The organism is Nocardiopsis sp. ATB16-24, from assembly GCF_030271535.1.
GTDB lineage: Bacteria > Actinomycetota > Actinomycetes > Streptosporangiales > Streptosporangiaceae > Nocardiopsis.
The window spans coordinates 1-25,297 of the sequence record NZ_JASCXJ010000021.1; the positions used below are offsets into that span (position 1 = coordinate 1).

25 protein-coding genes are annotated in these 25,297 nt (G+C 69.3%); 12 read left to right on the forward strand and 13 right to left on the reverse strand.

Annotated elements, in window-relative coordinates:
• Positions 1-220: 220 nt before the first annotated feature.
• From serB to PFX91_RS19395, 3 genes are all read right to left on the reverse strand, one after another.
• Entirely contained in the window at positions 221-1,447 is a 1,227-nt protein-coding gene (serB, locus tag PFX91_RS19385) for a phosphoserine phosphatase SerB (RefSeq protein ID WP_285733916.1), read from the reverse strand.
• A 101-nt stretch (positions 1,448-1,548) separates the two neighbouring features.
• Positions 1,549-2,196, reverse strand: a complete 648-nt coding sequence (locus PFX91_RS19390) for a DUF1707 SHOCT-like domain-containing protein (protein ID WP_285733918.1) — start codon at positions 2,194-2,196, stop codon at positions 1,549-1,551.
• Between the two features lie 193 nt (positions 2,197-2,389).
• Positions 2,390-3,196: an Rv1486c family protein gene (locus tag PFX91_RS19395; protein ID WP_285733920.1), complete on the reverse strand. Its 807-nt coding sequence runs from the start codon at positions 3,194-3,196 to the stop codon at positions 2,390-2,392.
• Positions 3,197-3,252: 56 nt separating this feature from the next.
• On the opposite strand from PFX91_RS19395, the gene PFX91_RS19400 reads away from it, so the two are divergent.
• The 3 genes from PFX91_RS19400 (at position 3,253) to PFX91_RS19410 (ending at position 6,139) form a co-directional block, all read left to right on the forward strand.
• Positions 3,253-4,038 (forward strand): ABC transporter ATP-binding protein, encoded by a 786-nt coding sequence (locus tag PFX91_RS19400; protein WP_285733921.1) that lies wholly within the window; start codon positions 3,253-3,255, stop codon positions 4,036-4,038.
• A gap of 258 nt (positions 4,039-4,296) precedes the next feature.
• Positions 4,297-5,214: an SPFH domain-containing protein gene (locus PFX91_RS19405; RefSeq protein WP_285733923.1), complete on the forward strand. Its 918-nt coding sequence runs from the start codon at positions 4,297-4,299 to the stop codon at positions 5,212-5,214.
• Positions 5,215-5,380: 166 nt separating this feature from the next.
• A complete protein-coding gene (locus PFX91_RS19410; protein ID WP_285733925.1) occupies positions 5,381-6,139 on the forward strand; it encodes a sulfite exporter TauE/SafE family protein in 759 nt (252 codons plus the stop codon).
• A gap of 8 nt (positions 6,140-6,147) precedes the next feature.
• On the opposite strand, the gene PFX91_RS19415 is transcribed toward PFX91_RS19410, so the two are convergent.
• From PFX91_RS19415 to PFX91_RS19425, 3 genes are all read right to left on the reverse strand, one after another.
• Entirely contained in the window at positions 6,148-6,771 is a 624-nt protein-coding gene (locus PFX91_RS19415; protein ID WP_285733927.1) for an HD domain-containing protein, read from the reverse strand.
• Between the two features lie 204 nt (positions 6,772-6,975).
• Positions 6,976-7,851 (reverse strand): alpha/beta hydrolase family protein, encoded by an 876-nt coding sequence (locus PFX91_RS19420; RefSeq protein WP_285733929.1) that lies wholly within the window; start codon positions 7,849-7,851, stop codon positions 6,976-6,978.
• A complete protein-coding gene (locus PFX91_RS19425) occupies positions 7,845-8,435 on the reverse strand; it encodes a TetR/AcrR family transcriptional regulator (RefSeq protein WP_285734090.1) in 591 nt (196 codons plus the stop codon). The genes PFX91_RS19420 and PFX91_RS19425 overlap by 7 nt, the downstream gene beginning before the upstream one ends.
• 445 nt (positions 8,436-8,880) lie before the next feature.
• Here PFX91_RS19425 and PFX91_RS19430 point away from each other — a divergent pair, with 445 nt between their 5' ends.
• Positions 8,881-10,338, forward strand: coding sequence for an aldehyde dehydrogenase (NADP(+)) (locus PFX91_RS19430; RefSeq protein ID WP_285733931.1), 1,458 nt, complete (start codon positions 8,881-8,883; stop codon positions 10,336-10,338).
• 103 nt (positions 10,339-10,441) lie between these two features.
• On the opposite strand, the gene PFX91_RS19435 is transcribed toward PFX91_RS19430, so the two are convergent.
• On the reverse strand, positions 10,442-11,572 hold the full coding sequence (locus PFX91_RS19435; RefSeq protein WP_285733933.1) for a CapA family protein: 1,131 nt from the start codon (positions 11,570-11,572) through the stop codon (positions 10,442-10,444).
• A 977-nt stretch (positions 11,573-12,549) separates the two neighbouring features.
• On the opposite strand from PFX91_RS19435, the gene PFX91_RS19440 reads away from it, so the two are divergent.
• From PFX91_RS19440 to PFX91_RS19450, 3 genes are all read left to right on the forward strand, one after another.
• Entirely contained in the window at positions 12,550-13,596 is a 1,047-nt protein-coding gene (locus PFX91_RS19440) for a chaplin family protein (protein ID WP_285733935.1), read from the forward strand.
• 119 nt (positions 13,597-13,715) lie between these two features.
• Positions 13,716-14,564: an SURF1 family cytochrome oxidase biogenesis protein gene (locus tag PFX91_RS19445; protein WP_285733936.1), complete on the forward strand. Its 849-nt coding sequence runs from the start codon at positions 13,716-13,718 to the stop codon at positions 14,562-14,564.
• An 85-nt stretch (positions 14,565-14,649) separates the two neighbouring features.
• Complete coding sequence (locus PFX91_RS19450; protein WP_285734092.1) at positions 14,650-15,489, forward strand: class I SAM-dependent methyltransferase; 840 nt, start codon at positions 14,650-14,652, stop codon at positions 15,487-15,489.
• A 16-nt stretch (positions 15,490-15,505) separates the two neighbouring features.
• Here the strand turns inward: PFX91_RS19450 and PFX91_RS19455 are convergent, their stop codons facing one another.
• Together PFX91_RS19455 and PFX91_RS19460 are read right to left on the reverse strand one after the other, a co-directional pair.
• Complete coding sequence (locus PFX91_RS19455; RefSeq protein ID WP_285733938.1) at positions 15,506-16,060, reverse strand: RNA 2'-phosphotransferase; 555 nt, start codon at positions 16,058-16,060, stop codon at positions 15,506-15,508.
• Positions 16,061-16,149: 89 nt separating this feature from the next.
• A complete protein-coding gene (locus tag PFX91_RS19460) occupies positions 16,150-16,794 on the reverse strand; it encodes a MerR family transcriptional regulator (RefSeq protein WP_285733939.1) in 645 nt (214 codons plus the stop codon).
• Positions 16,795-16,887: 93 nt separating this feature from the next.
• Here PFX91_RS19460 and PFX91_RS19465 point away from each other — a divergent pair, with 93 nt between their 5' ends.
• The 4 genes from PFX91_RS19465 to PFX91_RS19480 all read left to right on the forward strand — a co-directional run bounded on the left by PFX91_RS19465 (position 16,888) and on the right by PFX91_RS19480 (position 18,906).
• Positions 16,888-17,898 carry a hypothetical protein gene (locus PFX91_RS19465; RefSeq protein WP_285733941.1) on the forward strand — a complete coding sequence of 337 codons (1,011 nt, stop codon included), beginning with the start codon at positions 16,888-16,890 and terminating at the stop codon, positions 17,896-17,898.
• A 140-nt stretch (positions 17,899-18,038) separates the two neighbouring features.
• Positions 18,039-18,290, forward strand: a complete 252-nt coding sequence (locus tag PFX91_RS19470; RefSeq protein WP_285734094.1) for a Smr/MutS family protein — start codon at positions 18,039-18,041, stop codon at positions 18,288-18,290.
• 59 nt (positions 18,291-18,349) lie between these two features.
• Positions 18,350-18,628, forward strand: a complete 279-nt coding sequence (locus PFX91_RS19475) for a type II toxin-antitoxin system prevent-host-death family antitoxin (protein WP_285733943.1) — start codon at positions 18,350-18,352, stop codon at positions 18,626-18,628.
• A complete protein-coding gene (locus tag PFX91_RS19480) occupies positions 18,625-18,906 on the forward strand; it encodes a type II toxin-antitoxin system RelE family toxin (protein WP_285733945.1) in 282 nt (93 codons plus the stop codon). The genes PFX91_RS19475 and PFX91_RS19480 overlap by 4 nt, the downstream gene beginning before the upstream one ends.
• Positions 18,907-19,024: 118 nt before the next feature.
• On the opposite strand, the gene PFX91_RS19485 is transcribed toward PFX91_RS19480, so the two are convergent.
• Positions 19,025-20,443, reverse strand: coding sequence for an outer membrane protein assembly factor BamB family protein (locus tag PFX91_RS19485; RefSeq protein ID WP_285733947.1), 1,419 nt, complete (start codon positions 20,441-20,443; stop codon positions 19,025-19,027).
• 207 nt (positions 20,444-20,650) lie between these two features.
• The gene (locus PFX91_RS19490) at positions 20,651-22,042 is read right to left on the reverse strand and encodes an alpha/beta hydrolase domain-containing protein (RefSeq protein ID WP_285733949.1); all 1,392 of its coding nucleotides are present in this window, start codon (positions 22,040-22,042) and stop codon (positions 20,651-20,653) included.
• A 332-nt stretch (positions 22,043-22,374) separates the two neighbouring features.
• Between PFX91_RS19490 and PFX91_RS19495 the strand changes: the two genes are divergently transcribed.
• On the forward strand, positions 22,375-22,704 hold the full coding sequence (locus tag PFX91_RS19495; RefSeq protein ID WP_285733951.1) for a VOC family protein: 330 nt from the start codon (positions 22,375-22,377) through the stop codon (positions 22,702-22,704).
• A 72-nt stretch (positions 22,705-22,776) separates the two neighbouring features.
• On the opposite strand, the gene PFX91_RS19500 is transcribed toward PFX91_RS19495, so the two are convergent.
• Both PFX91_RS19500 and PFX91_RS19505 read right to left on the reverse strand, forming a co-directional pair.
• A complete protein-coding gene (locus tag PFX91_RS19500) occupies positions 22,777-24,348 on the reverse strand; it encodes a long-chain-fatty-acid--CoA ligase (protein WP_285733953.1) in 1,572 nt (523 codons plus the stop codon).
• 30 nt (positions 24,349-24,378) lie between these two features.
• A complete protein-coding gene (locus PFX91_RS19505; RefSeq protein ID WP_285733955.1) occupies positions 24,379-25,284 on the reverse strand; it encodes an amidohydrolase family protein in 906 nt (301 codons plus the stop codon).
• Positions 25,285-25,297 lie beyond the last annotated feature (13 nt).

The following is a 25,297-nucleotide window of genomic DNA, read 5'->3' on the forward strand; positions in this document are numbered from 1 at the left end:
ACTGCCCTGTGGTGGGGTGGGAGAGTAGGTTGCTGCCACGGTTCTTCTTCTGGGAGGGGGAGGGGTTGCCCGAAGAGGGTGGTTCCTCCCCCTTCTCTTTTTCGTGCGGGCTTGTGAACAAGTGAAAGCTTAGAGGGGCGACGCGAACCCTGTGACGACTCGACCCCCGCCCCCGGAGGGGACAGGGGTCCAGGAACGAGATCGGGGACCTTCCGGCTTCTCAGAAGGACTCGGCCTGCGCGTGCAGATCCGCGGCCTCGATCTCCTCGCGTGTGATGCCCAGGATGAACGCGATCGTGTCGAGATAGGGCACGTTCACCGAGGTGTCGGCCTGTTGGCGCACCACCGGTTTGGCGTTGAAGGCCACGCCCAGGCCGGCGGCCTGCAACATGTCCAGGTCGTTCGCCCCGTCGCCCACGGCCACCGTCTGTTCGAGGGGGACGCCGGCCTCCGCCGCGAAGCGCTTCAGGGTGGTCGCCTTGCCCTTGCGGTCGATGACCGGGCCGACCAGACCCCCGGTCAGTGTGCCGTCGACGATCTCCAGCGTGTTCGCGGCCGAGTAGTCCAGGCCCAGGCGTTCCACGAGTACGTCGGTGATCTGGGTGAACCCGCCGCTGACGATGCCGAGCTCGTAGCCCAGGCGCTTCAGGGTACGCACCAGGGTCCGTGCGCCGGGGGTCAGCTGGATCTCTTCGCGTACCTTCTCGATGGTGGAGGCGTCCAGACCCCTGAGCAGCGCGACCCGTTGGCGCAGGGACTCCTCGAAGTCCAGCTTTCCACGCATGGCGTCCTCGGTCACACGGGCGACCTCCTCCGCGCAACCGGCGTGCGCGGCCAGGAGCTCGATCACCTCGCCCTGGATCAGCGTGGAGTCCACGTCCATGACGATGAGGTGTTTGCCGCGCCGGTGCAGGCCACTCGGCTGCACCGCGACGTCCACGTTCTGGGTCGCCGCCTCGATCGCCAGTTCGGCGCGTAGGTGCTCGACGTCGCCTCCCGAGACCTCCATCTCCACGGAGGTCACCGGATAACGTGACAGTCGCTCGATCCGGTCGATGTTCGCGCCGGCGCGCGCCACACACGAGGTGAGGGCTCCGAGGGCGCCGGGACGCAGTGGGTCGGCCAACACCGTCACGTGCAGACGGTTGGGGCCGAACGCGTTCACGCGCCCGTTGCCCTCTCCGTATCCGACCTCCATCCCGAGGTCCACCGTGGTCTTGTCGACCGCGTTGCGGACCTCCTCGAAGACCCGACGGCGGCTCACACCGGGAGCGACCTTCTCGTCCACCTCGATGACCACGCCCAACACGAGGCGGTCCGCGAGGACCACCTGTTCGAGGTCGACGATCGTCACGGGGAAAACGGAGAGAGTGCTCAGGAGACGGGCGCTGATGCCCGGACGGTCGCGGCCGGTCACCGTCACCAGAAGCGTGGATTTCTCATTCATGGCGTTGTCCACGTTACTCGGCCGCATGGGGGAGGCGTCGCACAGGGCGGCTTCTTTTCCCAGCTAGTCCACTATGTGGACACCGGGAACGAGGTCCCGGCTCACCGGTTCCTTCTGTTCTTCCTTCCGCGTTTGGGCCCCTTCGCCTTGACGTCCACCCCGCCCAACATGCAGGTTCCCGTCAATCGCACGACCGGGGCGCCCGGGTCCGTGATCTGGTCCGTACCGTGGAGATCGGTTCCGCCCAGGATCGCCGACGTGTTGTTGATCACCCTGACTCCGTGCGGCACGGTGATCTCCACTCCGCCCATGATCACCGCGACCTGGATGGTGACCTCGCGCCGGCTCAACACGGCCTCACGCAGGTCCAGTTCGACCCCGCCGCACAGCACGGACACGTTGGTGCGGGGCTCCACCAGCCAGCGGCCCTTACGCTCACAGCCTCCGAAGACCGCGACCAGGTTCTCCGACCCCTTGCTCTGTCCGGCCAGGTCGCGTGCCTCACCGTCCAGGATCTCCATGCCACTGGGGGACTGGGAGGAGCGTTCCCTGGTCGCGTAGTCGTGCCCGGGAGCGGGCAGGTCCTCCACGATGGGGGCGAGTTCGCCCATGGTCTTGGCCCTGTACAGGGTGTCCAGGCGTTCCTCGTGCTCCACGGGAGTGAGACGTCCCTCCGCCAGGGCCTCACGCAACCTCTCGGCGACCTTGTCCCGGTCCGCGTCGGAGGCTCGGATGTGCTCGGGCTGCATGATGACGGGTCTCCTCGTTCTCCATCCGTGGGGCCGGGGCTTCGGCCTACCACACACCAAGTATCGGCCTTCCCCCGTCGTGGCGGATCAGGTATCTCCCCTGGCCCGACCCCGAACTTCGGCCCCGGTAACCAGGGTCTCCCTTCAGGGACCGGCGGGCAACCCCGGGACGAGGTACCGTGCCGGCCTCTTCTCAGCCCTCCGCCTCGCGGTCGGGCAGCCGGCGTGGGGTCGGGCCGGGAAGAGGGGAGACGGCCGCGTGCGCGGCCACCATGGCCCTTCGTACCGCGGCGTCCAGGCGTCGGAGCGCCTCGCCCCGGTTCGTCGCCTGGTGGGCGGTCAGCCCCCGCCCCGAGGAGGGCTCGGCCAGTTCCACCACCTTCGCCAGCCGTGCGGCCTGCGTCGCCACCCGATGGGCACGTGGCGGGTACCCGGGTGCCAGCGGGGGCGCCTCCCGGCCGTCCCGCTCTCCCAGTCGGCGGTGGACGCCGGGGGCGAAGGAGGCGATGTCGTCGACCCCCTCCATCACCTGGGCGACCTCGATGACGGTGCGCTTCAGCGTCTGTTCCGCCTCGGCCAGACCCGGGACCTGGGGCAGGGTGTCGTTGGCCGGATACGGCGTCCATGAGACACCCACGTAGGATGAGCCACGCCGGTCGATGGTGGGCACCAGTCCCAGTTGCCGGTCGGAGAGTTGCACCAGCACCCCCTCTCGTGCTTGGACGGCGGCCTGGTCGAGTTCCTTCGGTCCCACCAGTCCGAGGGGATCCCCCCAGGAGGGCAGCGCCAACCGGAAGGCGGACAGGCCCAGGCCGCGGAGCCTCACCAGTGCGGCCCGCAGCGGTATGCCGCTGTCGAGGGGCGGAACCGTTGAGGGTACTGTCCCGATCAGGTTGGGGCCGCTACGCCGTTCGACGGCGTCGACGGCGTCGTCGAGTCCGACGTGTCCGGACAGCCAGGCGTTGCCCCAGGCGACGAGTGGTGCGGACGTGAGCTGCATTGCTTCAGGGTAGATCGGCCCGTGCACCGGCGTGGGACATGATGTGAGGGAGGACGATGGACGGGCGGGTTCTGGACCTGAGCGGGGTCACGGTTCGACGAGGTGACGCCGACCTGCTGAACGGCGTGGACTGGACGGTGCTGGAGGGCGAGCGCTGGGTGATCCTCGGTCCCAACGGCGCGGGCAAGACCACACTGCTCAACGTGGTGTACAGCCAGACGCACCCCACGAAGGGCGAGGTGGAGATCCTGGGGGAGCGCCTGGGCCGTGTGGACGTGTTCGAACTCCGCCCCCTCATCGGCTACGCGGGGGCAGCGGTGGCCTCGCAGATCGAGGAGGGCAGCACGGTCCTCGACATCGTGATGAGCGCGGCCTACGGGTACGTCGGCCGTTTTCGTGAGGAGTACGGGACCCCCGACCACGGTCGCGCGCGCACCCTGCTGGGTCACTGGGGTGTGGGGGACATGGCCGGGCGGACCTTCCACACCCTGTCCGAGGGCGAGCGCAAACGTGTGCTCATCGCACGCGCGCTGATGGCCGACCCCGAACTCCTGCTCCTGGACGAGCCCGCGGCCGGACTGGACCTGGGCGGTCGGGAGGACCTGTTGCGCAGGTTGGGCAACCTGACACGCAACCCGGCCGCACCCTCCCTCGTCGTGGTGTCGCACCATGTGGAGGAGATCCCCGTCGGGACCACGCACGCACTGCTGTTGCGGGAGGGGTCGGTGGTGCGGTCCGGTCCGATCGACGCCGTCCTGACCGCCGAGCACCTTTCGGAGACCTTCGGTCTGTCGTTGAAGGTGGAGCGCGACGGTGATCGTTGGAGTGCGCGGGCGGTCTGACCTGCCCTTCTCCGGCCTCCTCTCTTCTCCTTATGGGATTGTGGGAAAAACGAAAATCGATTGACCTTAAACAGGATTCCTGTCCGGATGTAGTCGCCTCGACGCATATGGGGTAACGTCAGCGTGCGGTAAGCGGATCGCTTTATTTCGGCGCGCTTTATGATCTTCGGGTGGGCGGGACGCCGATGCGTGGTCCGTGCCCGTACCGTCTGCCACCCCCTGTCAGAAGATCCGGAGCCGCCCCAGATGTTTACGCCCATGATCATCATCGTGGCGCTTTTCGTCGCTGTCCTACTGATCATCTTCTGGCGGAGTGTGCGTATCGTTCCGCATTCGATGGAGGACGTCGTCGAGCGCTTCGGCAAGTTCCACCGGACGCTGAGCTCGGGTTTCAACGTCGTCATTCCCGGTGTGGACCATGTGCGTGAGCGGATCGACCGTCGCGTCCAGGTCGTCAGTTTTCCTCCGCAGTCGGCCATCACCGAGGACAACCTCGCGGTCGAGGTCGACTCGGCGGTGTACATCCGGGTCGTGGACGCCTACCGGGCCACCTACGAGGTCGCCAACTTCATCCAGGCCGTCGAACAGCTGACCCTGGCCACGCTGCGCAACGTCATCGGCGGTATGAACCTGGAGGAGACGCTCACCTCCCGTGACGCGATCAACCGTGAGTTGAAGGCCGTCCTGGACGAGGCCACCAGGGACTGGGGCATAGAGATCAGTCGTATCGAGCTCAAGGGCATCGAGCCGCCGTCCTCCGTGCAGGAGGCGATGGAGATGCAGATGCGCGCGGACCGGGAGAAGCGGGCCCAACTGCTCAGCGCCGAGGGTGAGAAGCAGTCCGCGGTGCTGCGCGCCGAGGGTGAGCGCTCGGCCGCGGTGCTGCGCGCCCAGGGTGCGGCCGAGGCACAGGCGCTCACCGCCAAGGCCGACGCCGATGCCCAGACGACGAGAGCCCGTGGTGAGGCCGACGCCATCCACATGGTGTTCAAGGCTCTGCACACCAGCCGTGTCGATCCGGACGTGCTGGCCTACCACTACCTCCAGAAGCTGCCCGAGATCGCACGGGGAGACGCCAACAAGGTGTGGATCGTGCCGGCGGAGATGGGGCAGGCGCTCCAGGGGGTCGGCAGTGCCTTCGAGCGTCTGCGGGACGAGGTGGTCGGGGTCCGCTGAGGCGGGGCGGAAGACGACGGGGCGGTCCGGAGCATGGTCGGGGCCGCCCCTTTCCCGTGGGTCCCGTCCCTTGGCGTATCCCGCCGAGGGGGCGGGAGGACCCGTCCTCGTAGTCTGTGGTGGCCTTCGAACGTCGGGGGAGCGAGAGCACGAAAGAGCCGAGTGGATGGAACTCTGGGAGGCGGTGGTCGTCCTCCTCGCCGGCGTGGCCGCGGGCGGGGTCAACGCCGTCGCGGGTTCGGGGACCCTGTTCACCTTCCCCGTCCTTCTGGCCCTCGGCTATCCGCCGATCACCGCCACGATCTCCAACAGCGTCGGACTGGCGCCGGGCACGCTCAGCGGGACCCTCGCCTACCGGCGTGAGCTGGCCGGTCAGCGCGCCCGCCTCCTCCGTCTGGGGAGCATGTCCTTCCTGGGGGCGGTGACCGGTGCCCTGCTGCTGATCTACCTGCCTCCAGGCGTGTTCGAGTCCGTGGTGCCGTTCATGATCGGTGCCGCGTGCGTGTTGATCGTCCTCCAACCGAGGATCACCAGGTGGGTGCACGCGCGCGGACCCGTCCGCAAGGACGGTGGCCCCCTGCTTCCGGTGGGCACGTACGCGACGGGGGTCTACGGCGGCTACTTCGCGGCCGCCCAGGGGATCATCCTGATGAGCGTCCTGGGTACCGCCCTGGACGACGACATCCAGCGGCTCAACGCCCTGAAGAACGCCCTCGCCACCATCGTCAACGGCACCGCGGCGGTGTTCTACATCGTGTTGGCCTCGCCCGCCTGGCCGGTCGTGGGCCTCCTCGCGGCCGGAACCGTCATGGGCGGCCATCTCGGTGCGAGGTTCGGGCGCAGGCTCAGCCCGACGGCCCTGCGCGTGTGCCTGGTGCTGGTGGGGCTGTCCGCGGCGGTCCAGCTCCTCATGGGCAGGGTCTGACCTTCTTCTCAGTCGTGGAAGTAGCCTCGGCGGTCGGCGTCGTCCACCAGGGCGGTGGCGTAGGATCCCAGCGCCTCCGAGCCCTCCTGGATCAGCTTGACCTTCTCCATCACCTGGGCCCGGGTCGTACCGAAGCGCACCCAGGTCCCGCCCTCGTTGTGCCAGTTGGCGAGCATGGGCGAGAGGTGGTCGATCGCGTGGGCGAACCGGGCTTCGACGGTGGCGCACGCCTCGAACTCCTCCCACAGTTCCCGGGCGCGTTCCGCCTGGTCCGCGGGGAGAAGGGCGAAGATGCGGTCGGCCGCGGCGCGTTCGCGATCGGCCTGAGGTCCCGGGTCGACCTGGTCGAACAGGAACGTGTCCCCGGCGTCGATCTCGACGATGTCGTGCAGCACCAGCATTTCCACGACCCGGTCGATGTCGGTGCCCTCGGGCGCGTACTCGGCGAAGGTGCGGGCGGAGAGCGCCAGGTGCCAGGAGTGCTCGGCCGCGTTCTCCCGGCGGGAGCCGTCCACCAGAAGGCCGCGCCGCAGGATGCGCTTGAGCTTGTCGACTTCCAGGAGGAAGCGTAGTTGTGCGTTCAACCGCTCGTTGTCGACCCCGCTGGCAAAGACCGGTGCCGGTTCCGTCACGTGGTTCGCCCTCCTGAAGGATGAGTCGAAACGGTCAGGCGGACCGCTGGGAGCGGTCACCCCTGGATGATCCCATGAAACGTGTACCAGCTGTCGCGGCGGCGTCCTCCATGGGGGCTGCCGAGAGGGCGAGGAGGCGTGCACGGGGAACGGCGGGTGTGGTGACCGTCCCGGAGGGGACCGGAACGTGGTGGTGGCGGGCGCTCAGGAGTCCACGCCGGTCCGGACCTGCGTGGAAGAGGTCAGGTGGAGGTGGAACCACTCGGTGAGCGCGCGGTCGGTGAGAACCCCGGCCGGAGTGAGGGGGCCGGGTCCCAGGCCCGGTTCGGGGCCGATGGCGTGGCCCAGGTCCGGTACCACGATGTGACGCAGCGCATGTTCGGGCAGGTGTTCGGCCAGGGCGTCGTGCAGTGAGCCGCCGTGCTCGGGTGGTACGACCCTGTCCCTTCCTCCACTGACGACGAGCAGTGGTACGCGGTCGCGGCCGATCTCCTGGACCCGGTCGCCGAAGTTCAACCATTCGCGCGCCTGGCGGGCCTTCTCTGTCCACTCGTAGGGCGTGCCGGTGCGTCGTTCCCTGGCGGCGATGACCAGAGCGGGGTCCACGATCGGGTTGATGACGGCGGCGGCGCTGACGGGCAGACGCCTCTCGGCGAGCGCGAGCAGGACGGCCGCGGCGCCGGCCCCGACGCCGGTCAGGCCGACGGGGTCGTCGGTGAGGGGGAAGGTCCGGCGGAGCTCGTCGGCGACGCGGCGTAGCTCGGCCGCGGCCTCCTCCACCACGGGGCCGAACAGTTCCACGAGGTAGTCGCGTTCACCGCGTCGGTTGATCTCGGCGACACCGCCCTCGGGGAGGCGGGACCCGAACAGGGGAAGGCCGAGGTAGACCCGCCAGGCCGGAAGCGGGGCCATCGGCACGGCTCCGGCGAGAGCGGCCTCGGCGCGGGGCGGCTCGAAGGCGTGCAGGCCGAGGACGAGCGGTGCCGGGGTGTCACCGGCGGCGGGTGGCAGGGCCAGGTAGGGCACTCCGGCCGCGGTTCCGGTCACAGGGCGGGAGAAGGTACCGGCGTCGGCTACCACTGATGGCCGCCTCCGTTGTGTCGGGAGAAGTGGGACAGGTAACTGCGGACGAGGCACTTGGCCTCGTCGATCAGGGCCGGGTCGCCCTCGGCGTCGTCGCGGAAGGCGAGTTTGAGTACGGCGTCGGCGGCCTCGACGGCGACGCGGATGGCCCTGTCGAGTGCTTCGTCGTCGGGGATGCCCGTGACGGAGACGATGATCTTGCGCAGGCGAACGGAGATGACCTGGTTGTTCTCGGTTCCGCCGTGGAGGAGTCGGGGGTCGACGACGTCACCGAAGTGCAGACTGCGAAAGCCCGGCACGTGGCGGTGCATGTCGATGTACTCGTCGACGACCGCGTCGACGGCGTGGGTCCAGTGGCTGAAGGAGGCGTCCGCGAGGCGCTCGGTGACACGGGCGCCGAACTGGTCGAGGAAGCGCAGGCCGAGTGCCTGGGTGACGGCTTTCTTGTCCGGGAAGAACTGGTAGAGGGAACCGATGGCGATTCCGGCGCGTTCGGCGATCCTGGTGGTGGAGAGGTTGTCGTAGCCGATCTCGTCGAGGAGTTCGGCGCAGCAGTCGAGCATGCGTTGGACTCTGAGCACGCTGCGTTGTTGGGCGGGCAGTCTTCGCAGGGGGGCCTGCGCGAAGGCGAGTTCGTCCTGCGCGCCGCCGACCCGTCCACGGTCCTGGCGTGACGTGCGGTCGTCGCCCGTGTCGCCTGGGGACTGTCGTGGCTTCGGGGGCGCTGAGCTTCGGGAATTTCTCGTCACGGACCCTATGATGCCTTTTCGGAATCCCTTGGTTCTGGCGAATTCCATTTTCGTTCGGGTCTTGAGTCCTCAAGCGCGCACGGGGCCGTGACGGCGGACTCCGGGGCGGACGAGGGCGGCCCCGTCGAGGGGCGTCGATCGCGACCGTCGGTGCTCGGTGACGCCGGGCGGTCCTGCCCCCTCTGGCGCCGACCCGCTTGGATAGCGCTTTCCACTTCGGCTCTAGGATGGTTGTATCAGGGTCGACGCCGCGTACACACCTCCTGGAGGCTGAGCCATGACCATCGTGCCGGAAACCACACCGGAGGAACTCGACTCCGTCCTGGAACGAGCGGCGGCGGCGGCCCCGCTCCTGGCCGCCCTCGCCCCGGCCGAGCGTGCCCGCATGCTACGGGCCGTGGCCGACGCCCTGGACGCCGCCGCGGACGACCTCGTACCGATCGCGATGGAGGAGGCGCACTACCCCGAGGCGCGTTGCCGTGGAGAGTTGGGCCGCACCACCTTCCAACTGCGCCTGTTCGCCGAGACGGTGGAGGACGGTTCCTACCTGGAGGTCGCCGTGGACCCGGCCGATCCCGCGTGGGGGACGCCGCGTCCGGACGTGCGCCGACTGCTGGTCCCGCTCGGGCCGGTGGTGGTCTTCGGCGCGAGCAATTTCCCGTTCGCCTTCGCCACGGCGGGAGGCGACACCGCCTCCGCGTTGGCCGCCGGCTGTCCCGTCGTGGTCAAGGCCCACCCCGGGCACCCTCGTCTGGCCAGGCGTACCGCCGAGGTCATGAGCACCGCACTCGCCGACGCGGGGGCGCCCGAGGCGACCTTCGCCCTGGTGGAGGGGGTGGAGGCCGGCAAGAGGGCGGTCACCCATCCGCTCACCCGGGCCGTCGGCTTCACCGGTTCCATCCCCGGTGGCCGGGCGCTGTTCGACCTCGCCGTCTCGCGTCCGGATCCCATTCCCTTCTACGGGGAGATGGGGAGCGTGAACCCGGTGTTCGTCACCCGGCGGGCGGCAGCGGCACGGGGTGAGGAGATCCTCCAGGGGTACGCCGATTCGGCGAACATGGGCGCGGGACAGTTCTGCACCAAACCCGGGGTGCTGTTCCTGCCCGAGGAGATCGAACTCGACGCTCTGATCGAGGACTTCTCCGGGCGGGCCGCCGCCCCCCTGCTCAACGAGCGCGTCGCCGAGGGCTTCGTGCGCGGGCTGGACGCTCTCACCGACCACCCGGCCACCGAGGTGCTGGTGCGGGGGAGAAGGGCCGGTGAGGACTGGACGCCCTCGCTGCTGCGCACGGACCTGGACTCCCTGCTGGAGCACGCCGACGCCCTCCTGGAGGAGTGCTTCGGCCCGTCGACCCTCGTGGTGACCTACGACGACGAGCGGCGGCTGCCGGCGGCGGCGGAGGCCCTCCGGGGACAGCTCACCGTCACCGTGCACGGTGAGGAGGAGGACGAGATCGCGCCCGCCCTGCTCGCGTTGGGCGCGTCCGTCGCCGGAAGGGTCGTCTGGAACGGCTGGCCCACCGGGGTGGCGGTCACCCACGCCATGACCCATGGCGGTCCCTATCCGGCGACCACCTCGGTGCTGCACACCTCCGTGGGCACCACCGCGATCCGACGCTTCCTGCGCCCGGTCACCTACCAGTCGGTCCCGCAGTCGCTGCTGCCCAGGGAACTGCGCGACGACAACCCGCTGAGCGTGCCGCGCCGGGTCAACGGCCAGGCGCCCTCGGCCTGACCGCCGTGGGGCCGGGCCGGCACGGAAGGAGTGCCCGGCCCGGCCCCGGTACCCGTGTCGGGCACGAGGTCGCCCCCGTGCCCGACGCCGTGAGACCCGGGTTCTACGGCACCTGGACGGGGGAGTCGGTCAGGGGAAGCCCGCACTCGGCGCGCATGTTCAGCCAGGTCTGCGCGGCCTCCTCGGCCGCCGCGCCCTCGTAGGGGACCGGGACACCGTCCTGGATCTGCGCGGGTGCCCAGTCGGCCTCGATCACGGCGCCCTGGTCGAAGGTGAGGGTGAGCACGCCCGTCTCGGCCGTGGGACCGTTGAAGTTGTAGAAGACGAAGTTGCTCAGCCCGTAGTGGACGTAGGCGTCACCCATGAATCCGCCCGGGGAGAGCACGTGCGCGTGGCCGCCCACGACGGCGGCGGCGCCGGCGGCGATCAGCTCCTCGGCCAGGGTCGGTGCGTGCGGAAGCGGGCAGTGCGCGCCTTCCAGGCCCCAGTGCAGGAAGACCACGACGTTGTCGTGCTCGGCCGCGGCCTCGGAGACGGCCGTGAGCATCCGCTGCTTCATCTCGCCCTTGGTGGAGGCCATGCCGGGCTTGCCCTCGCCCGCCGTCCACTCGGCGATGAGATGGTCGTCCAACACGTCGGTGGCGCCGAACAGGGCGATGCTCTGGCCGTTGACCTCGGCCACGTGGGGCGCGTACGCCTCCTCGATGTCGCGTCCGGCGCCGACCAGGTGGACGGCAGAGGCCTCTCCGTTCTCCAGGGTGTCGATCAGCCCGTCCGCGCCGTAGTCCATGCCGTGGTTGTTGGCGACGGAGGCCACGTCCACCCCGGCGGCAGACAGGGCTTCCAGGGCGCTGGTGGGCGCGCGGAACAGGTACTCCTTGCCGGGGGCGGGGGTGCCGCCCTCGGTGATGGCGGTCTCCAGGTTCACCATGGCCAGGTCGGCGGCCGAGAGCTGTTCGGCGATCGGGGCGAGGGCGCTCTGGGGGTCGTTCAGGCGCGGTTCGAGCATGCCCTCGAACATCACGTCGCCTCCGAAGGCGACGGTGAAGGGCTCACCGGCCGGTTCGGGCTCCGTGCTGGGGGAGGGAGAGGTGACGGTCTCCTCGGCGGGATCGACGACACCCTCGTTCGCAGACGGGGTGTCGTCGCTCGCGGAACAGGCCGTGAGTAGAAGCGCCAGGACTGCGGCGCCGACGGGAAGCGCCGCGAAGGGGCGCGGGGACACGGGGTGCATGCATGCTCCAGTGGGGCGGGGGAAACGGGGGCATGTCCTCGGTTGAGGACGCACGTCACACGTTTCCGGTTGGCCTTCGTGACCGGATGGATGCCGGACGGCATCCCGACCCGTCACCGGAACGGTCACGGGTGTGCGCGGTGGTGCCGGAGGTCAGGGCATCACCGGGGTGTTGACGGGGCCTGCCTGTGTCCCCCGCCGGTTCCAGCGTACGCGCACATGACCAGCGCTTTTGCAGCCCTTGGTGAAGTCGGTGGGGTGTGCGGTGTGAGCGAATCCCCGTGGCGTGGGGATTCTCCGTCCTCGGGGCGTACGAGATTCGGGGTGTGGTCGCCGGCGTTCTCCGATCGGGGTCGCCTTCGGGACGGATTCGGTGAGGCCGCCCCAGGAGGGGAGGACGGGAGAGGGGCAGGACCTTCCGGTCATATTCGTATTTTCTTGGCAATTTTTAGAGAATCTCGCATCTTTGGACTTTCTTGGGCAAGGTGAATCGAGGTGATGGGTTTGGGGTTCTCACGTCGACCCGTGGAACTAATCTACGAAGTTGTTTAGAGGACAGGTTCTGTAGGCGCCGCAAAAAAATTCTCCCGGAGATAGAGCTCTACGTGCTCACTTATTCACTCTAGGTGATTCTTGGTGGTGCCTCTGAACTGCTCTCACTACAGTTTGCTTGAAATCCACTACTCTGAGTACTTGCATTCGCGAAGCGTATTTTCTGAAAGTGGTCGCGGGATCCTGGCGACTTGCTAGCGTTTCGGTCCGTTGGTGTTCCGGCGAAGCGCATTCCACGCAGAACCGCGACTCCACATACGCGGGTCACCCCGCCGTCACGCCTTTTCACGCTGTGACGGACCCGCCCGCCGTGGTCCACGGGACCGAATCACGCCACGCGACGACGCGGGGCCCGGTTCCCCACGGTGCAGCGCCACAACCGGCGCGATCCCCGAGCCTCCTCTGTGAAAGGGTCACATCCGCACATGCGCAACACACTCCGTCACTCCTTCGCCACCGTCATGACGGCCGGGCTGGTCCTCGCCCCCGTCACGGCCTTCGCCGACGCGACCACCGACGGCTCCGGCGGGATCGGCAGCGGCAACCAGGTCGTGGTGCCCGTGGACATCGAGGCCGGCCTGTGCGGCAACTCGCTCGCCGTCCTCGGCATCTCCAAGGCCACGTGCACGCAGGTCTCGGAGGTCCTCTACGAGGCCAGCGGTAAGGGCGGTGCCTCCACCGACGGTTCCGGTGGTGTGGCCAGCGGCAACCAGATCATCGTGCCGGTCGACGCCGCCATCGACGCCTGCGGCAACGCCACCTCCGTCGGGGGTGTCTCCGAGGCGGAGTGCATCGAGGTCGTGGAGGTCCTGGAGGAGGAGAGCGCCGACGCTCCCAGGACCACGACCGACGGTTCCGGTGGTGTGGCCAGTGGCAACCAGATCATCGTGCCGGTCGACGCCGCCATCAACGTCTGCGGCAACTCGGTGGCGATCCTGGGCGGCTCCACCTCCAAGTGCACCACCATCGTCAACATCATCCAGGCCTCCCCCGAGAACGAGGGCGCCGTCTCCACCGACGGTTCCGGTGGTGTGGCCAGCGGCAACCAGGTCGTGGTCCCGGTCGACGCGGCCGTCGACATCTGCGGCAACGCCGTGTCCGTGCTCGGTCTGGCCGAGTCCTCCTGCATGGAGGTCATCTCCGAGGGTGAAAAGCCCGAGGAGCCCGGGGAGGACAAGCCCGGTAAGCCCGAGGAGCCCGGTGACGACAAGCCGGGCAAGCCCGAGGAGCCCGGTGACGAGGAGCCCGGTAAGCCCGAGGAGCCCCGCGAGGAGGAGAAGGACGAGGACGACTCCAGCACCGGGGACGACAAGCCCGCCCCCAAGCCGCAGGCCGGTGAGGAACTCGCCGTGACCGGTGGCGCCCTGGCCGGACTGGTCGCCGCCGGCGTGGCCGCCGTCGGTGCCGGCGGTGCGGGCCTGTACTTCGCCCGCAGGCGCAAGGCCGCCGCGTCGGTGGGCGAGGAGGAGTAGGCCGCTCGGCGTCGGGCTCCCCTCACGCGCACACGGGGTCGTCGGTCACCGGCGGCCCCGGTCGCGTGTGCGCGAGGGGCGGTGCAAGGTGGCCGGGAGAATCTCATAACCTCGAAGACGTGCTCAAAGTCCTGTTCTCACGACGCATGCTGGCCTTCCACGCGCTGGTGCTGGTGATCGTGCCCAGCTTCATCTGGTTGGGCTTTTGGCAGCTGGAGCGATGGGAGACGCGTAGAGACTCGGTCCAGTTGCAACAGGACAACCTCGCCGCGGATCCCGTGCCGGTCGCCGAACTGACCGGGGTGGGCCAGGACGTCGACCCTGCGGACCGGTGGCGCACCGTAGAGACCGCGGGCACCTGGGACACCGAACACGAGTTCGTGTTGCGCAACCGGGACGGATCCGGTGGTGTGGGCTTCCACGTGATGACGCCCCTGGTCACCGAGGAGGGGCCCGCGATCCTGGTCAACCGTGGGTGGGTCCCGCGCGGGGAGACCGCGCTCGACCCGCCGGAGGTACCGCCCGCGCCCGAGGGCACCGTGGAGATCGCCGGACGTCTACAGCACTCCGAGACGGAGGCCAACAGCGGACTGCGCAACCGCGACGACCTGCCCGAGGGGCAGCTCATGATGGTGGACGTGCCCATGATCGCGGAGGACCTGCCGTATCCCGTCTACGGCGGATACGTCGAACTCACCTCACAAGATCCGGTTCCCGACCCCGCGCCCGAGCGGATCGCGGTGCATGAGCTGGATCTGGGCATGAGCCTGTCCTACGCCGTGCAGTGGTGGGTGTTCACCCTCGTGGCCATCGGAGGGTGGATCTTCCTCATGCGGCGTGAGGTCGAGGACGCCCGCAAGGCCCAGGCGAAAGAACCGGGGGAGCCGGCGCGGACCTCGACGGACGGGGAGGGGACGGACGCCGAGGCGCAGCGGCCCACGGACGCCGGGAAGACCGTCTCGTCCTGACCGTCGTTCCGGCGGCTGTCCGGGGGCCGTTCTTCTGGAAGACTCGGCGCGAGTGCACATTCTCGACGGCGGTCCGGAGGCGGCCATGTACGACGATGACGGTTATCCGGCCCCTGGCCGGGTCGAGCGCCGCGTGGCGGGAGCGGGGGAGAGCGCCCGTGCCGGGCGCCTGTGGTGGGACGGCGCGGCCGACGCCTACCAGGCCGAGCACGGGGACTTCCTCGGTGACGCCGACTTCGTGTGGTGCCCTGAGGGGCTGACCGAGGCCGAGGCCCGGCTGCTGGGCGAGCCCGGGGGACTGCGGGACCGCCGGATCCTGGAGGTGGGCTGCGGCGCCGGCCAGTGCGGTCGGTGGCTGCGGGCCCAGGGGGTGCGCGAGGTGGTGGCCTTCGACCTGTCCTACCGCCAGTTGCAGCACGCACGCCGGATCGACCAGGAGACAGGGCACACACTGACGACGGTGCAGGCCGACGCGCAGCGACTGCCGTTCGCCGACGCCTCCTTCGACGTGGTCTTCTCCTCCTTCGGCGCCTTTCCCTTCGTGCCCTCGGCGGACGGGGCCCTGGCCGAGTCCGCCCGGGTGCTGCGGCCGGGCGGGCGGCTGGTGTTCTCGGTGACGCACCCGATCCGGTGGAGTTTTCCCGAGGATCCCAGCGAGCGTGGGTTCACCGTGCGCCACTCCTACTTCGACCGCCGCGCCTACGTGGAGGAGGACGAGGAGGGCAACGCGATCTACGTGGAGCACCACCACACGGTGGGCGACTGGATTCGCGGGATCGCCCGCGCCGGACTCGTTCTGCGCGACATGGTCGAGCCGGAGTGGCCCGAGGGTCTGGACAGGGTGTGGGGCGGTTGGGGTCCGGTGCGCGGACGGATGATCCCCGGCACCGCGATCTTCTCCGCCGACAAGCGGTCGGACCGGTGACACCGTCCGCGGCGTGTCAGGAAGGGACCGCTGCGGTGAGGTACTCCGCCGGTACGGCGGCGACCAGCCACACCCCGTTGCCGGTCACGCGGAAGACATGACCCTCGTCGTGCATGCGTGCGGCGGTGACCGAGAGCACCACCGGTTCTCCGCGCCGGGCGCCCACCCTCCGGGCGGTCCCCGGGTCGGGTGACAGGTGCACGTCGTGGCGCCGCATCGGACGCAGTCCCTCGCCCATGATCGCGGGCAGGAAGCGGCCCACGGTTCCGTGGTAGAGGAGCGTGGGAGGGGTGCGGGGTTCGAGCCCCAGTTCCACCCGTACCGAATGGCCCTGCCAGGCGCGTATGCGTGTGCCGTCCGGGATGAGGACGAAACGCCCCTTGTCGTCGCCCTCGACGACCTCCCACAGGTCGGCGCGGCTCAGACGCGGGCCGGCCCGGCGGCAGCCCGAGAGGAGCGCGTCCACCTCCGCCCACCCCTGCGGGTCGAGCCGTATCCCCACGCTGTCCGGCGCGTGACGGAGCACGCGTGCCAGGAACCTGGAGGCGCGTACGAGTTCCTTCCGGTTCATGTGTTCATGATCTCGCGGCCGGGACCGACGTACCAGAGAACTTCGGGCTCCCGTGGTCCCGGCGACCGCCCGATCGGTGACGGTGCCCGTCAGCAGTCGTCGTCCGTCGCCGGTGAGCGGCGGGCGGACTCGTCGAACTGCGCGAGTCTGCGCATGACGGCCAGGAGGGTGTCCCCCAGAACGGTGCGCACGACGGCACTCTCCAGGATCTCGTCCGTCTCGGTGATCTCCTCCAGGGAGTCGAGGTCCACCCGGGCGACGCTCTCCACGGCGGCGGCGTAGTCGTCGAGAGCGGTGTCGTCCACGGGATGTCCCGCACGTCTGAAGGCGGCGATCACCTCCGCCAGGTCGGCGAAGGGGCGTGCCTCGGCGGGGACCCGCCAGTTCCGGCGTTCGACCAGGGCTCTCACACGTTCCGTGTCGACCTCCTCGGCCTGGACGTCGACGTCACCGGACGCCGTGGGAGTGAGGTCTCGAAGGGTGCGCCCGAGCAGCTGGTGGGTGGTGGGTTCGGGGGAGTCCACCTTGTCCAGGACCTCGCGGACGGCGGCGATGGACAGCCCTCCGACGTCGGTCAGCGCACGGACCAGACGTAGCCGACGCAGGTGGTGCTCGCCGTATCTGGCCTGGGTGCGGCCGGTGCGCTCGCCCCGGGGGAGCAGACCCTCCCGTAGGTAGTACTTGATCGTCGGTACCGGGGTTCCGGACCGCTCGCTCAGTTGGGCCATGCGCATGGGGCCGTCCTCTCTCGGTGGTGCCGGATCCTCTTGTCTTGGATAGTAGCGGTATCCATAATGGATAGCTCAACTATCCAAAAGAGGTCTCGCATGAACCCCCCTCCCCCACGGGCCGGACACCGGTCCTGGACCGGTCTCGAAAAGGCCCTGGGCCACCGTCCCCTGATGGCCGTCGCCGCGTTGTGCGCCGTCTTCCTGGCCGTGGCCGCCGTCGGTCTCGCGGTGGACGACCGCGTGGTGAACGGGGAGCCGATCTGGCTCAAACCCGCCAAGTTCGCCCTGTCCATCGCGGTCTACAACGTCAGCCTCGCCTGGCTGCTGTCCCTGCTCACCCGCCGACGTCGTGCCGGTCGGTGGCTGGGCACCCTCATCGCCGTGATGTTGACGGGGGAGCTCGCCGCGATCGTGCTCCAGGTGGTGCGCGGCGAACCCAGTCACTTCAACCGTGCGACTCCGTTCGACGCGGCCGTCTACGGCGCCATGGCCCTCATGATCGTCATCGTGTGGACGGCCACTCTCGCCCTCGGAGCGATACTGCTCACGCAGCGGCTCGGGGACCGTTCCACGACCTGGGCCCTCAGGGTCGGCGTGGCCATCGCACTCGTCGGTATGGTCCTCGCCTACCTCATGACCTCACCGACCGCCGAACAGATGGTCACTTTGCGCCAGGGCGGTGTCGCCGACATCGTCGGCGCGCACACCGTCGGCCTGCCCGACGGCGGTCCCGGCCTGCCGTTGGTGGGGTGGAGCACCGTGGCGGGGGACCTGCGGGTGCCGCACTTCCTCGGCCTGCACGGATTGCAGGTGATGATCCTGTCGATCCTGGCGTTGACGGGCCTCCGCCGGCGGTTCCCCCGGCTGGAGTCCGATCTCCTGCGACTCCGCCTGATCGCCGTGATCGGGTCCTCCTACGCGGCGGTGGTCGCCCTGACCACGTGGCAGGCGTTGCGCGGCCAGTCGGTCGTGCGGCCCGACGTCCTCACTCTGGGGGCGTTCGGAACGTTGGTGGTGGTCACCGTTCTCGGTCTGTGGTGGGCCCTGCGAAGGGAGGGGGTCGTGGGGAGGGCCACGGTCTCCCCGAACGGTTCCGAGGCGGCCTGAACCGCTCTTCGCGCCACGGTTCGGTCCAGTCGGCGGGGCGGAGGTGAAAGGCACGGGAGCCGAAGGAGGCCCTTCCGGCCGGAGGGAGGTCGACGGGCGTGCCGCGTATGATCCGGAACACCGGACGCGGAGGAGGCATGGTGCGGCTCAAACTCGACCTGCACGACATCTTCAACAAGGGGCGTGACATCGATCAGGCCCTCAACGCGATCATGGACGAGGCCGAGCGCACGAAGGCCAAGACCGTCGAGATCATCCCCGGCAAGGGGTCGGGGCAGCTCAAGAAGCGGGTACTGCGCTTTTTGGACCGCAAGGACGTCAAGGCCCGTTACCACCGGGTGGAGAAGGACTCCAAGAACTTCGGCAGGCTTTTCGTCCATTTCCGGCACTGAGCGCGCCCTATGGGGACGCCATCTTAGCCAACTTGGCTAGCTTGGCGTATCATCGACGCATGAGTGCTGAACCCGTCGAGCTGACCGTCGCGGATGCCCGTAACCACTTTTCCCAGTGTGTGAACAGGGCGGCCTTCGGCGATGAGATCACCTACGTGACGCGAGGGCGCAAGCACGAGCGTGTTGCCGCGATCGTCCCGATCGAGCTGGTCGAGGCCTACGAGGAGCTACTCGATCAGCAGGATGGTGCGGTCGCGCAGCAGAGACTGGAGGAGATCCGGTCCGGCGACGCTGAGGTCGTCTCCGCCGATGACGTGGCCAGGGAGCTTGGTCTGTGACGGACGGGCCGCCGCGTTCCTACGAGGTGGTGTTCGACGGCAGGGCCGGTAAGGAGCTCGGAAAGCTGGACAAGCCCGTGGCTCGCCGCGTGTATGCGGCTGTGATGGCTTTGGCTGGGGAACCGCGTCCAGACGGATGCCGTCGGCTCAGCGGTCATACGGATCTCTGGCGTATCCGGGTGGGCGACCACCGGGTGGTCTACTCGATCGATGACGGCCGACTCGTCGTCCTGGCCCTGCGTATCGCCCATCGTCGTGAGGTCTACCGCGAACTCTGAGTCCGGCCTTCCATAAGTGCATCGATGTCAGTACTTCGGCAGGCTTTTCGTCCACTTCGAACACTGAGGAAAGCCGTCGTCACTCCCGCGGACGACGCGGGACCCGTGTGGGGGCGTGTCAGTGGAGGGCGACGATCCCGCCGGAGTCCTCCCCCGCCCGGTGCTGGAGCAGGAACACGCGACCGTCGTGCCACCACGCCCCCGAGGCGCTCGGGTGGTGGAGATCGCCCATCTGGGGGCTGAGGGGCCGCTCCCGGCCTGTGACCGTGTCGAGTGCGTACAGCTGCCAGGTCCGCTCGGGGGCCAGGAGGGAGCACTCCCCGTACGGGGCGGTGCCGCCGCGCAGTACCAGGAGGCGGTCGTCCAGCACCGCCGTCGCCTCGTGACCGCTGCCGGACATGCGGGTCTCCCACAGGTGCTCTCCGGTGGCCAGGTCATGGGCGTGGACCGAGTTCGAACAACTGGTGTTCCTGGTGGAGCTGTAGACGACTCCGTCCACCACGAGCACGAACGGGTCCGTGTCGGACCGGGTGTCGAAGGCGTGTTCGATGTCGAGGGTGCGCCTGAGGGTCCCGTCGTCGCCGAAGACCAGGGTGTGGGCCCTGGCCGAACCGGGGGCCTGGTCGCCCGACCCGTATCCTCGGCCGGGGCCGTAGGCGTGCCCGAGGTCGACACGCACGTGGATCGGATCGGCCGCGACCACGTGGGTCCTGCCGACGGAGGTGATGTTGGGCTGGGCATCGCCTCGGGGGAACACGAAGGCGGATGCGTCCTCACCGGTGGTCGTGTCCGTGACATGGACCGTCACCGGCCCTCCGAGACCGCAGTCGGTGGCGACCACGACCGCGTCGGGTGAACGAGGGAGGAGGTCGACGGCGGGACAGCGCGTGCCCTCCACATCGAACTCGTCGCGGTGCCACAGCTCCTGGCCGGTGCGGCGGTCGAACCCCCACAGCCGCGCGCCGACCCGCACCAGCACCTGTTCTCCGACCACCGTCTGGGAACCGTCGGGGAAGGGTTCGGCTCCGGTACCGGAGCCGAACAGCGGATCGGTACGCCAGGCCCGTCGCCCGTCCACGAGGTCGACGCCGACGACGACGTCGCAGGTCCGCGCCGGTGCGTCGGCCACGGGATCGGGGTCCTCGGTGGGGCCTTCGAGGAGGAGCACACCGAACCGGTCGTCCACCTCTTCGCTCATTCCGCACACGGTCCCCTCGGCCTCCCAACGCCACAGCTCCGTGCCGTCCACGGGGGACAGGGCGCGAAGCCCCGCCTGCGAGGCGTGGACGACGACCTCCGGCGTCCACCAGGCCCCGACGGTCGTCCCCGGCAGCCCCCGCGCGGACCACGCCGGGGTCGTCGACACCTCGGGGAAGAGCACGTATCGACCACTGCGCAGACCGTGGACCGCGACGGTCGCGATCAACACGACCACGAGCAGGGCGGCGGGTACGGCGAGGCAGCCGATGAATCGGCGTCGACGGCCCCGCACGGGCGAGGCGGACGCGACCGCGGACGGACGGCCCCTGTCGGTCATCGGCACTCCATGGTCTCCTCTTCCCCCACCGGGGAGAACGTGTGTCGGGTGTTTCGACGCGCGCCGGCGGGCGGATGTTCACCTCCTCCCGACCGGGGGAGTTCCACGACCGACGGCACGGGTCCGGTCCCGCCGATCCCTCCCGGAGAACCGAAGGCCCCCGGTCCCTCACGAGGGCCGGGGGCGAGGAGAGGACGGGAACGCGGACTACCACCAGGGGTGGTCCGCACGCAGCGCGGCCAGACGGGAGTCGCGGGCGTCCTCGGACAGGAGGTACCCGGCGTGCCGTGCCTGGTTCACGGCCCGATTCACCTGGGAGACGTACCCGCCGCGTCGGGGGTACAGGTCCCTGAGGGTGTCCTCCTCGAAGGGGACGTGGGTGCCCTGGAGGAAACAGAACGGGTCCCCGGTGTTGTCACCGTGGTTGAGCGCGGTGGCGACCTCGTGCTCGGCCAGGCGGATTCCGCCGAGCTGATTGCCGTGTTCGTCGCGGCTCGCCGTCAGCGCGTCGTCCCACCGCAGGCGCGGTGCCCTGGGAGGGGCGGTGCCCTCCTCGACCCAGTCGACCATGTGGTCGTAGGCCGCGTTCAACACGTAGTGGAAGGGGATCCGGCTCAGCGGTGGCCGGTCGCACCGTTGCGGCTCCGTGCCCGGGTTCTCACGGGCGATGAGAGGGGCGAAGGTGAGGTACTCGGTGAAGCCGACGTGTGCGGTCCCGGCCACCTCCCAGCGGCGGAAGTACGTCGAGTCCGGCTCCTGGCTCTGGGACCGCAGGCGGACGTCGGTCTCGGCCATGAGCCTCATGACGGGGGTGGTGCTCTCCCGTAGTTCGGTGGGGGCCCCGTGGATCATGAAGGCGTCGATGACCCCGTGGTCGGGATGCACCAGGTTGTGGTAGCCCGCCAGGTACCTGGCCGATTGTGAGTGGCCGGTGGCGATGACGGTGTCGACGTCGAGGCCGGGAAGCGGGTCGACACCCCGCGGTGAGCGCAGTGCGCGCGCGGCCTGGGAGAAGACGTCGAAGGCCGGGGCGTCGGCCGCTTCGGGGCCGCCGACCGTCAGGTCGCCGTAGCGCGCGGGGTCCCACTCGCGTAGTGCGTCGACCCCGACGCGCTGCACGGAGAGTCCGACCCAGACGTGGCCCTCGCGCATGAAGTAGTCGTGGGACAGGAACCAGTCGATCTCGATGTCCTGACCGAAGCTGACGTTGTTCCACTCCAGGAAGGCGGTCCCGCTGAAGTCGCGGGTGCGCGCCGGCCGCCGGACCACCATCCGCGTGGTGTAGGCGGAGGAGCCGGTCACCTCGCCCGTGCGGGGATCCCGGTGTTCGGCGGTGCCGTCGAGGAGGAACTCCTCCTCGACGTAGCCGTGTCCCGCGAGGTCGACCTCGATGGGTTCGCCGGCCTCGATCGGCGGGATGTCGGGGCCGGCGGCGGACATGAAGGGGTAGGAGTCGTCGGTGACGGGGACCGGTCCGGACACCGTGGCGACCGGTGCGTGGACGGGCTCGGCCTGAGCGGGCACCGCACCGAGCAGGCCGGAGACGACGGCCAGCCCGGTCGCGGCCACGCCGAAGCGTCGGGAGGGTCGAGAGCTCATCCGCATCATTACCTCTGGGTAGCCCGATGTTTCCGGAATGTTAGGGCGGGGGGAAAGGTGCGGCAAGGAGTCCTGCCGCTCGTTCGTCGTTTCGGGCGGAGAACGCGTGGATCCACCGATGGTCCCGGATCGTGGCAGCCGGGCCGGGTGCGGATCGTGCGGTGGAGGAGCGGTGCGTCGGGGGCGGGGGCGTCGGAGGCCTTGGAACCCCGTGCCCACCGACTTCGGTCCGGCCAACGGCGAGTTGTGCGAGGTTTTGCCGCGCCGACCTCTGGGAGGGCCTCCGGCAGGGAAGAATCCGGGGAAGTCCGCGTACACGGAGAGGAGCAGCGATGATCACCACCGACTTCAAGTTCGGATCACCCTGCTGGATCGAGGTCACCTCCCCCGACACCGAGGCCTCGGCGGCCTTCTACCGTGAACTCTTCGGTTGGGAGGCCGGGTCGGAGGGCCCCGGCAGTGGTGGGTACCGGATTCTGCTCAGCGACGGCGCCGTGGCGGGTGGACTGCTGCCCCTCTGGGGCGAGAGCGACCGGCCCGACTGGATGGTCTACTTCGCGGCCCCCGACGTGGAGGAGACCCTCCGGTCCGTGGGAAGGCTCGCGGTGTGCTCGGACCCCTTCCGTGCGGGGTTCGTCCTGCTCACGCCCTCCCCGGAGTGACCCGGTACGTGCGCCGGGGTGGTACGGCGGTCACCGGGACGGGACCGCCGTGGGCCGGATCGATCGCGGCGCCTACTGTCGGGACACGGCGGACGCGCCATCGCGCAGCAGGAACTTCTGGATCTTTCCCGTGGCCGTCTTGGGCAGCCGATCCACGAACTCCACCTGCGTGGGAGCCTTGAAGTGGGCCAGGTTCTCCCGGGCGAAGGCGATGAGTTCGTCCTCGGAGACCGTGGCGCCCTCACGCAGCACCACGGACGCCTTGGGGGTCTCACCCCAGCGTTGGTGCGACACGCCCACGATGGCCGCCTCCAGCACCGAGGGGTGCCGTAGCAGCACACCCTCCACCTCGACCGAGGAGATGTTCTCCCCGCCGGAGATGATGACGTCCTTGACCCGGTCCTGGATCTCCACGTACCCGTCGGGGTGGACGACCGCGGCGTCACCGGTGTGGAACCAGCCGTCGCCCATGGCCTGCTCGGTGGCCTCCGGATCGTTGTAGTACCCCTTCATCACCACGTTGCCGCGCACGGCGATCTCACCGACGGTCGTGCCGTCCCAGGGCACCTCCGTGCCGTCGGAGTCCATCACGCGCAGCTCGCCCGAGGTGATCAGCTCGACCCCCTGACGGGCCTTGACCGCGGCACGCTCACGCGAGGACAGCTCCGCGTGCTCGGTGCGTGGTTCGCACACCGTGATGAAGGGCGCCGTCTCGGTCAGGCCGTAGACGTGGGTGACGGTCCAGCCGAAGCCGTCCTCCAACCGTTCGATCGTGTCGGCCGCGGGTGAGGCCCCGGCGGTGACCACGTGGACGCCGGACGGTACCCGGCCGCGGGTCTCCTCGGAGGCGTTGGCCAGCATGATGAGCACGGTCGGCGCCGCGCACAACCAGCCGACGCCCTCGGTGCGGATCAGCTCGTACACGGTGGCCGGGTCCATCACGGGCAGGCACACGTGGGTGGCGCCGGCGGCGGTCACCGTCCAGGTGTAGGTCCAACCGTTGGCGTGGAACATCGGCAGGGTCCACAGATACCGCTCGCCCACGTCCATCCGCAGGTGGAGCAGGGTGCCCACCGAGTTCATGTAGGCGTTGCGGTGGGTGATCATCACGCCTTTGGGACGCGCGGTCGTACCGCTCGTGTAATTGATGGTCAGCAGGTCCGCCTCGGCGATCTCGGGACGTGTGAACTCCGGTGCGGCCTCGGCCAGGAGGGTCTCGTAGTCCTCCCAGCCCGGCCGCGCTCCCTCCAGGGCGACGAAGCGCTCCACGTTCGGCATCCTGTCCCGGGCGGCGTCCACGGCGTCGAGTTGGTCGGCGTGCACGCACAGGACCTTCGCGCCGGAGTGGTCGATGATGTAGACGAAGTCCTCCGTCGACAGTCGGAAGTTGATCGGTACGAGTACCGCCCCCAGTTGGGGGACCGCGTAGAAGGACTCCAACTGGGCGTGGGTGTTGGGGGCGATGTAGGCGACGCGGTCGCCCTTGGCCACCCCCATGTGTTGGAGAACGGACGACCACCGGTCGCAGCGGTCGAAGAACTGCTCGTAGGTCAGGCGCAGGTCCCGGTCGACCACCGCTTCGCGCTCGGGGTACAGCCTGCGCGTACGGCGGGCGAACTCCAGGGGTGTCAGTGTGAGCTCCATGTGCGGCGGTGCCTTTCTGCGTCGGCGGTGTCAGCGTTCGGCAGGGTCCGGTGGCGGCCGGAGGCCGAACAACCGGGCGGCGTTGTCGTGCAGGACGGCGCGCAGCCGGTCCTGCCCCAGACCGAGGCCGGTCAAGGCCAGGAGTTGGTCGAGATAGGGGTAGGGAATGTTCGGAAAGTCCGTACCGAGCAGGACGCGGTCGGCGACGTCTCTCAGGCGGGGGAGCGCCTCGGGGGGAAAGGGCGCCCAGCGTTGGGTGAAACCGGTGAACACCATCGTCGTGTCCAGGTGGACACGGTCGTAAAGGTCGACCAGGTCCAGGAACGCGCCGTACTCGGGTGCCCCGGCGTGCGCGATGACGGCGGTGAGACGGGGATGCTCGCGCATGACCTCCGCGAACGGCCCAGGGCCGGTGAAGGGGCCCGCCTCGGGGCCCGAGCCGCAGTGGACGACCACGGGGACGTTCGCGTCGGCGAGGGTCGCCCACACGTCCCGGAGAAGGGGGTCACGCGGGTCGTAGCGGCCGACCTGGAGATGGGCCTTGAACACGCGGGCCCCGGAGCGGATCGCGGCGACCGTGTAGTCGTGGGCTTCGGGCTCGGGGTAGAAGGTGGCGCTGCGCAGGCAGTCGGGGTTGCGATCGGCGAAGTCCTCCGCCCACGCGTTGAGCCAGGACGCCATGCCGGGCCGGTGGGGGTAGGAGAGCGCGGTGAAGTACCGGACCCCGAACCCGCGAAGGAGGGCCAGGCGTTCCTCCTCGTCCTTCCGATAGGTGACGGGCCACAGGTGCGCGTCGAAGTGGTCCCACACCTTGCGCAGCACGTTCGGCGGCATGAAGTGCGTGTGCACGTCGATGAGTCCGGGAAGGCCCAGGTCCCGCCAGATCGCGCGGACCGGCCCGGTTTCGGACTCGGCGTCGCAGGAGACTCGCGTCACGTATGACACGATA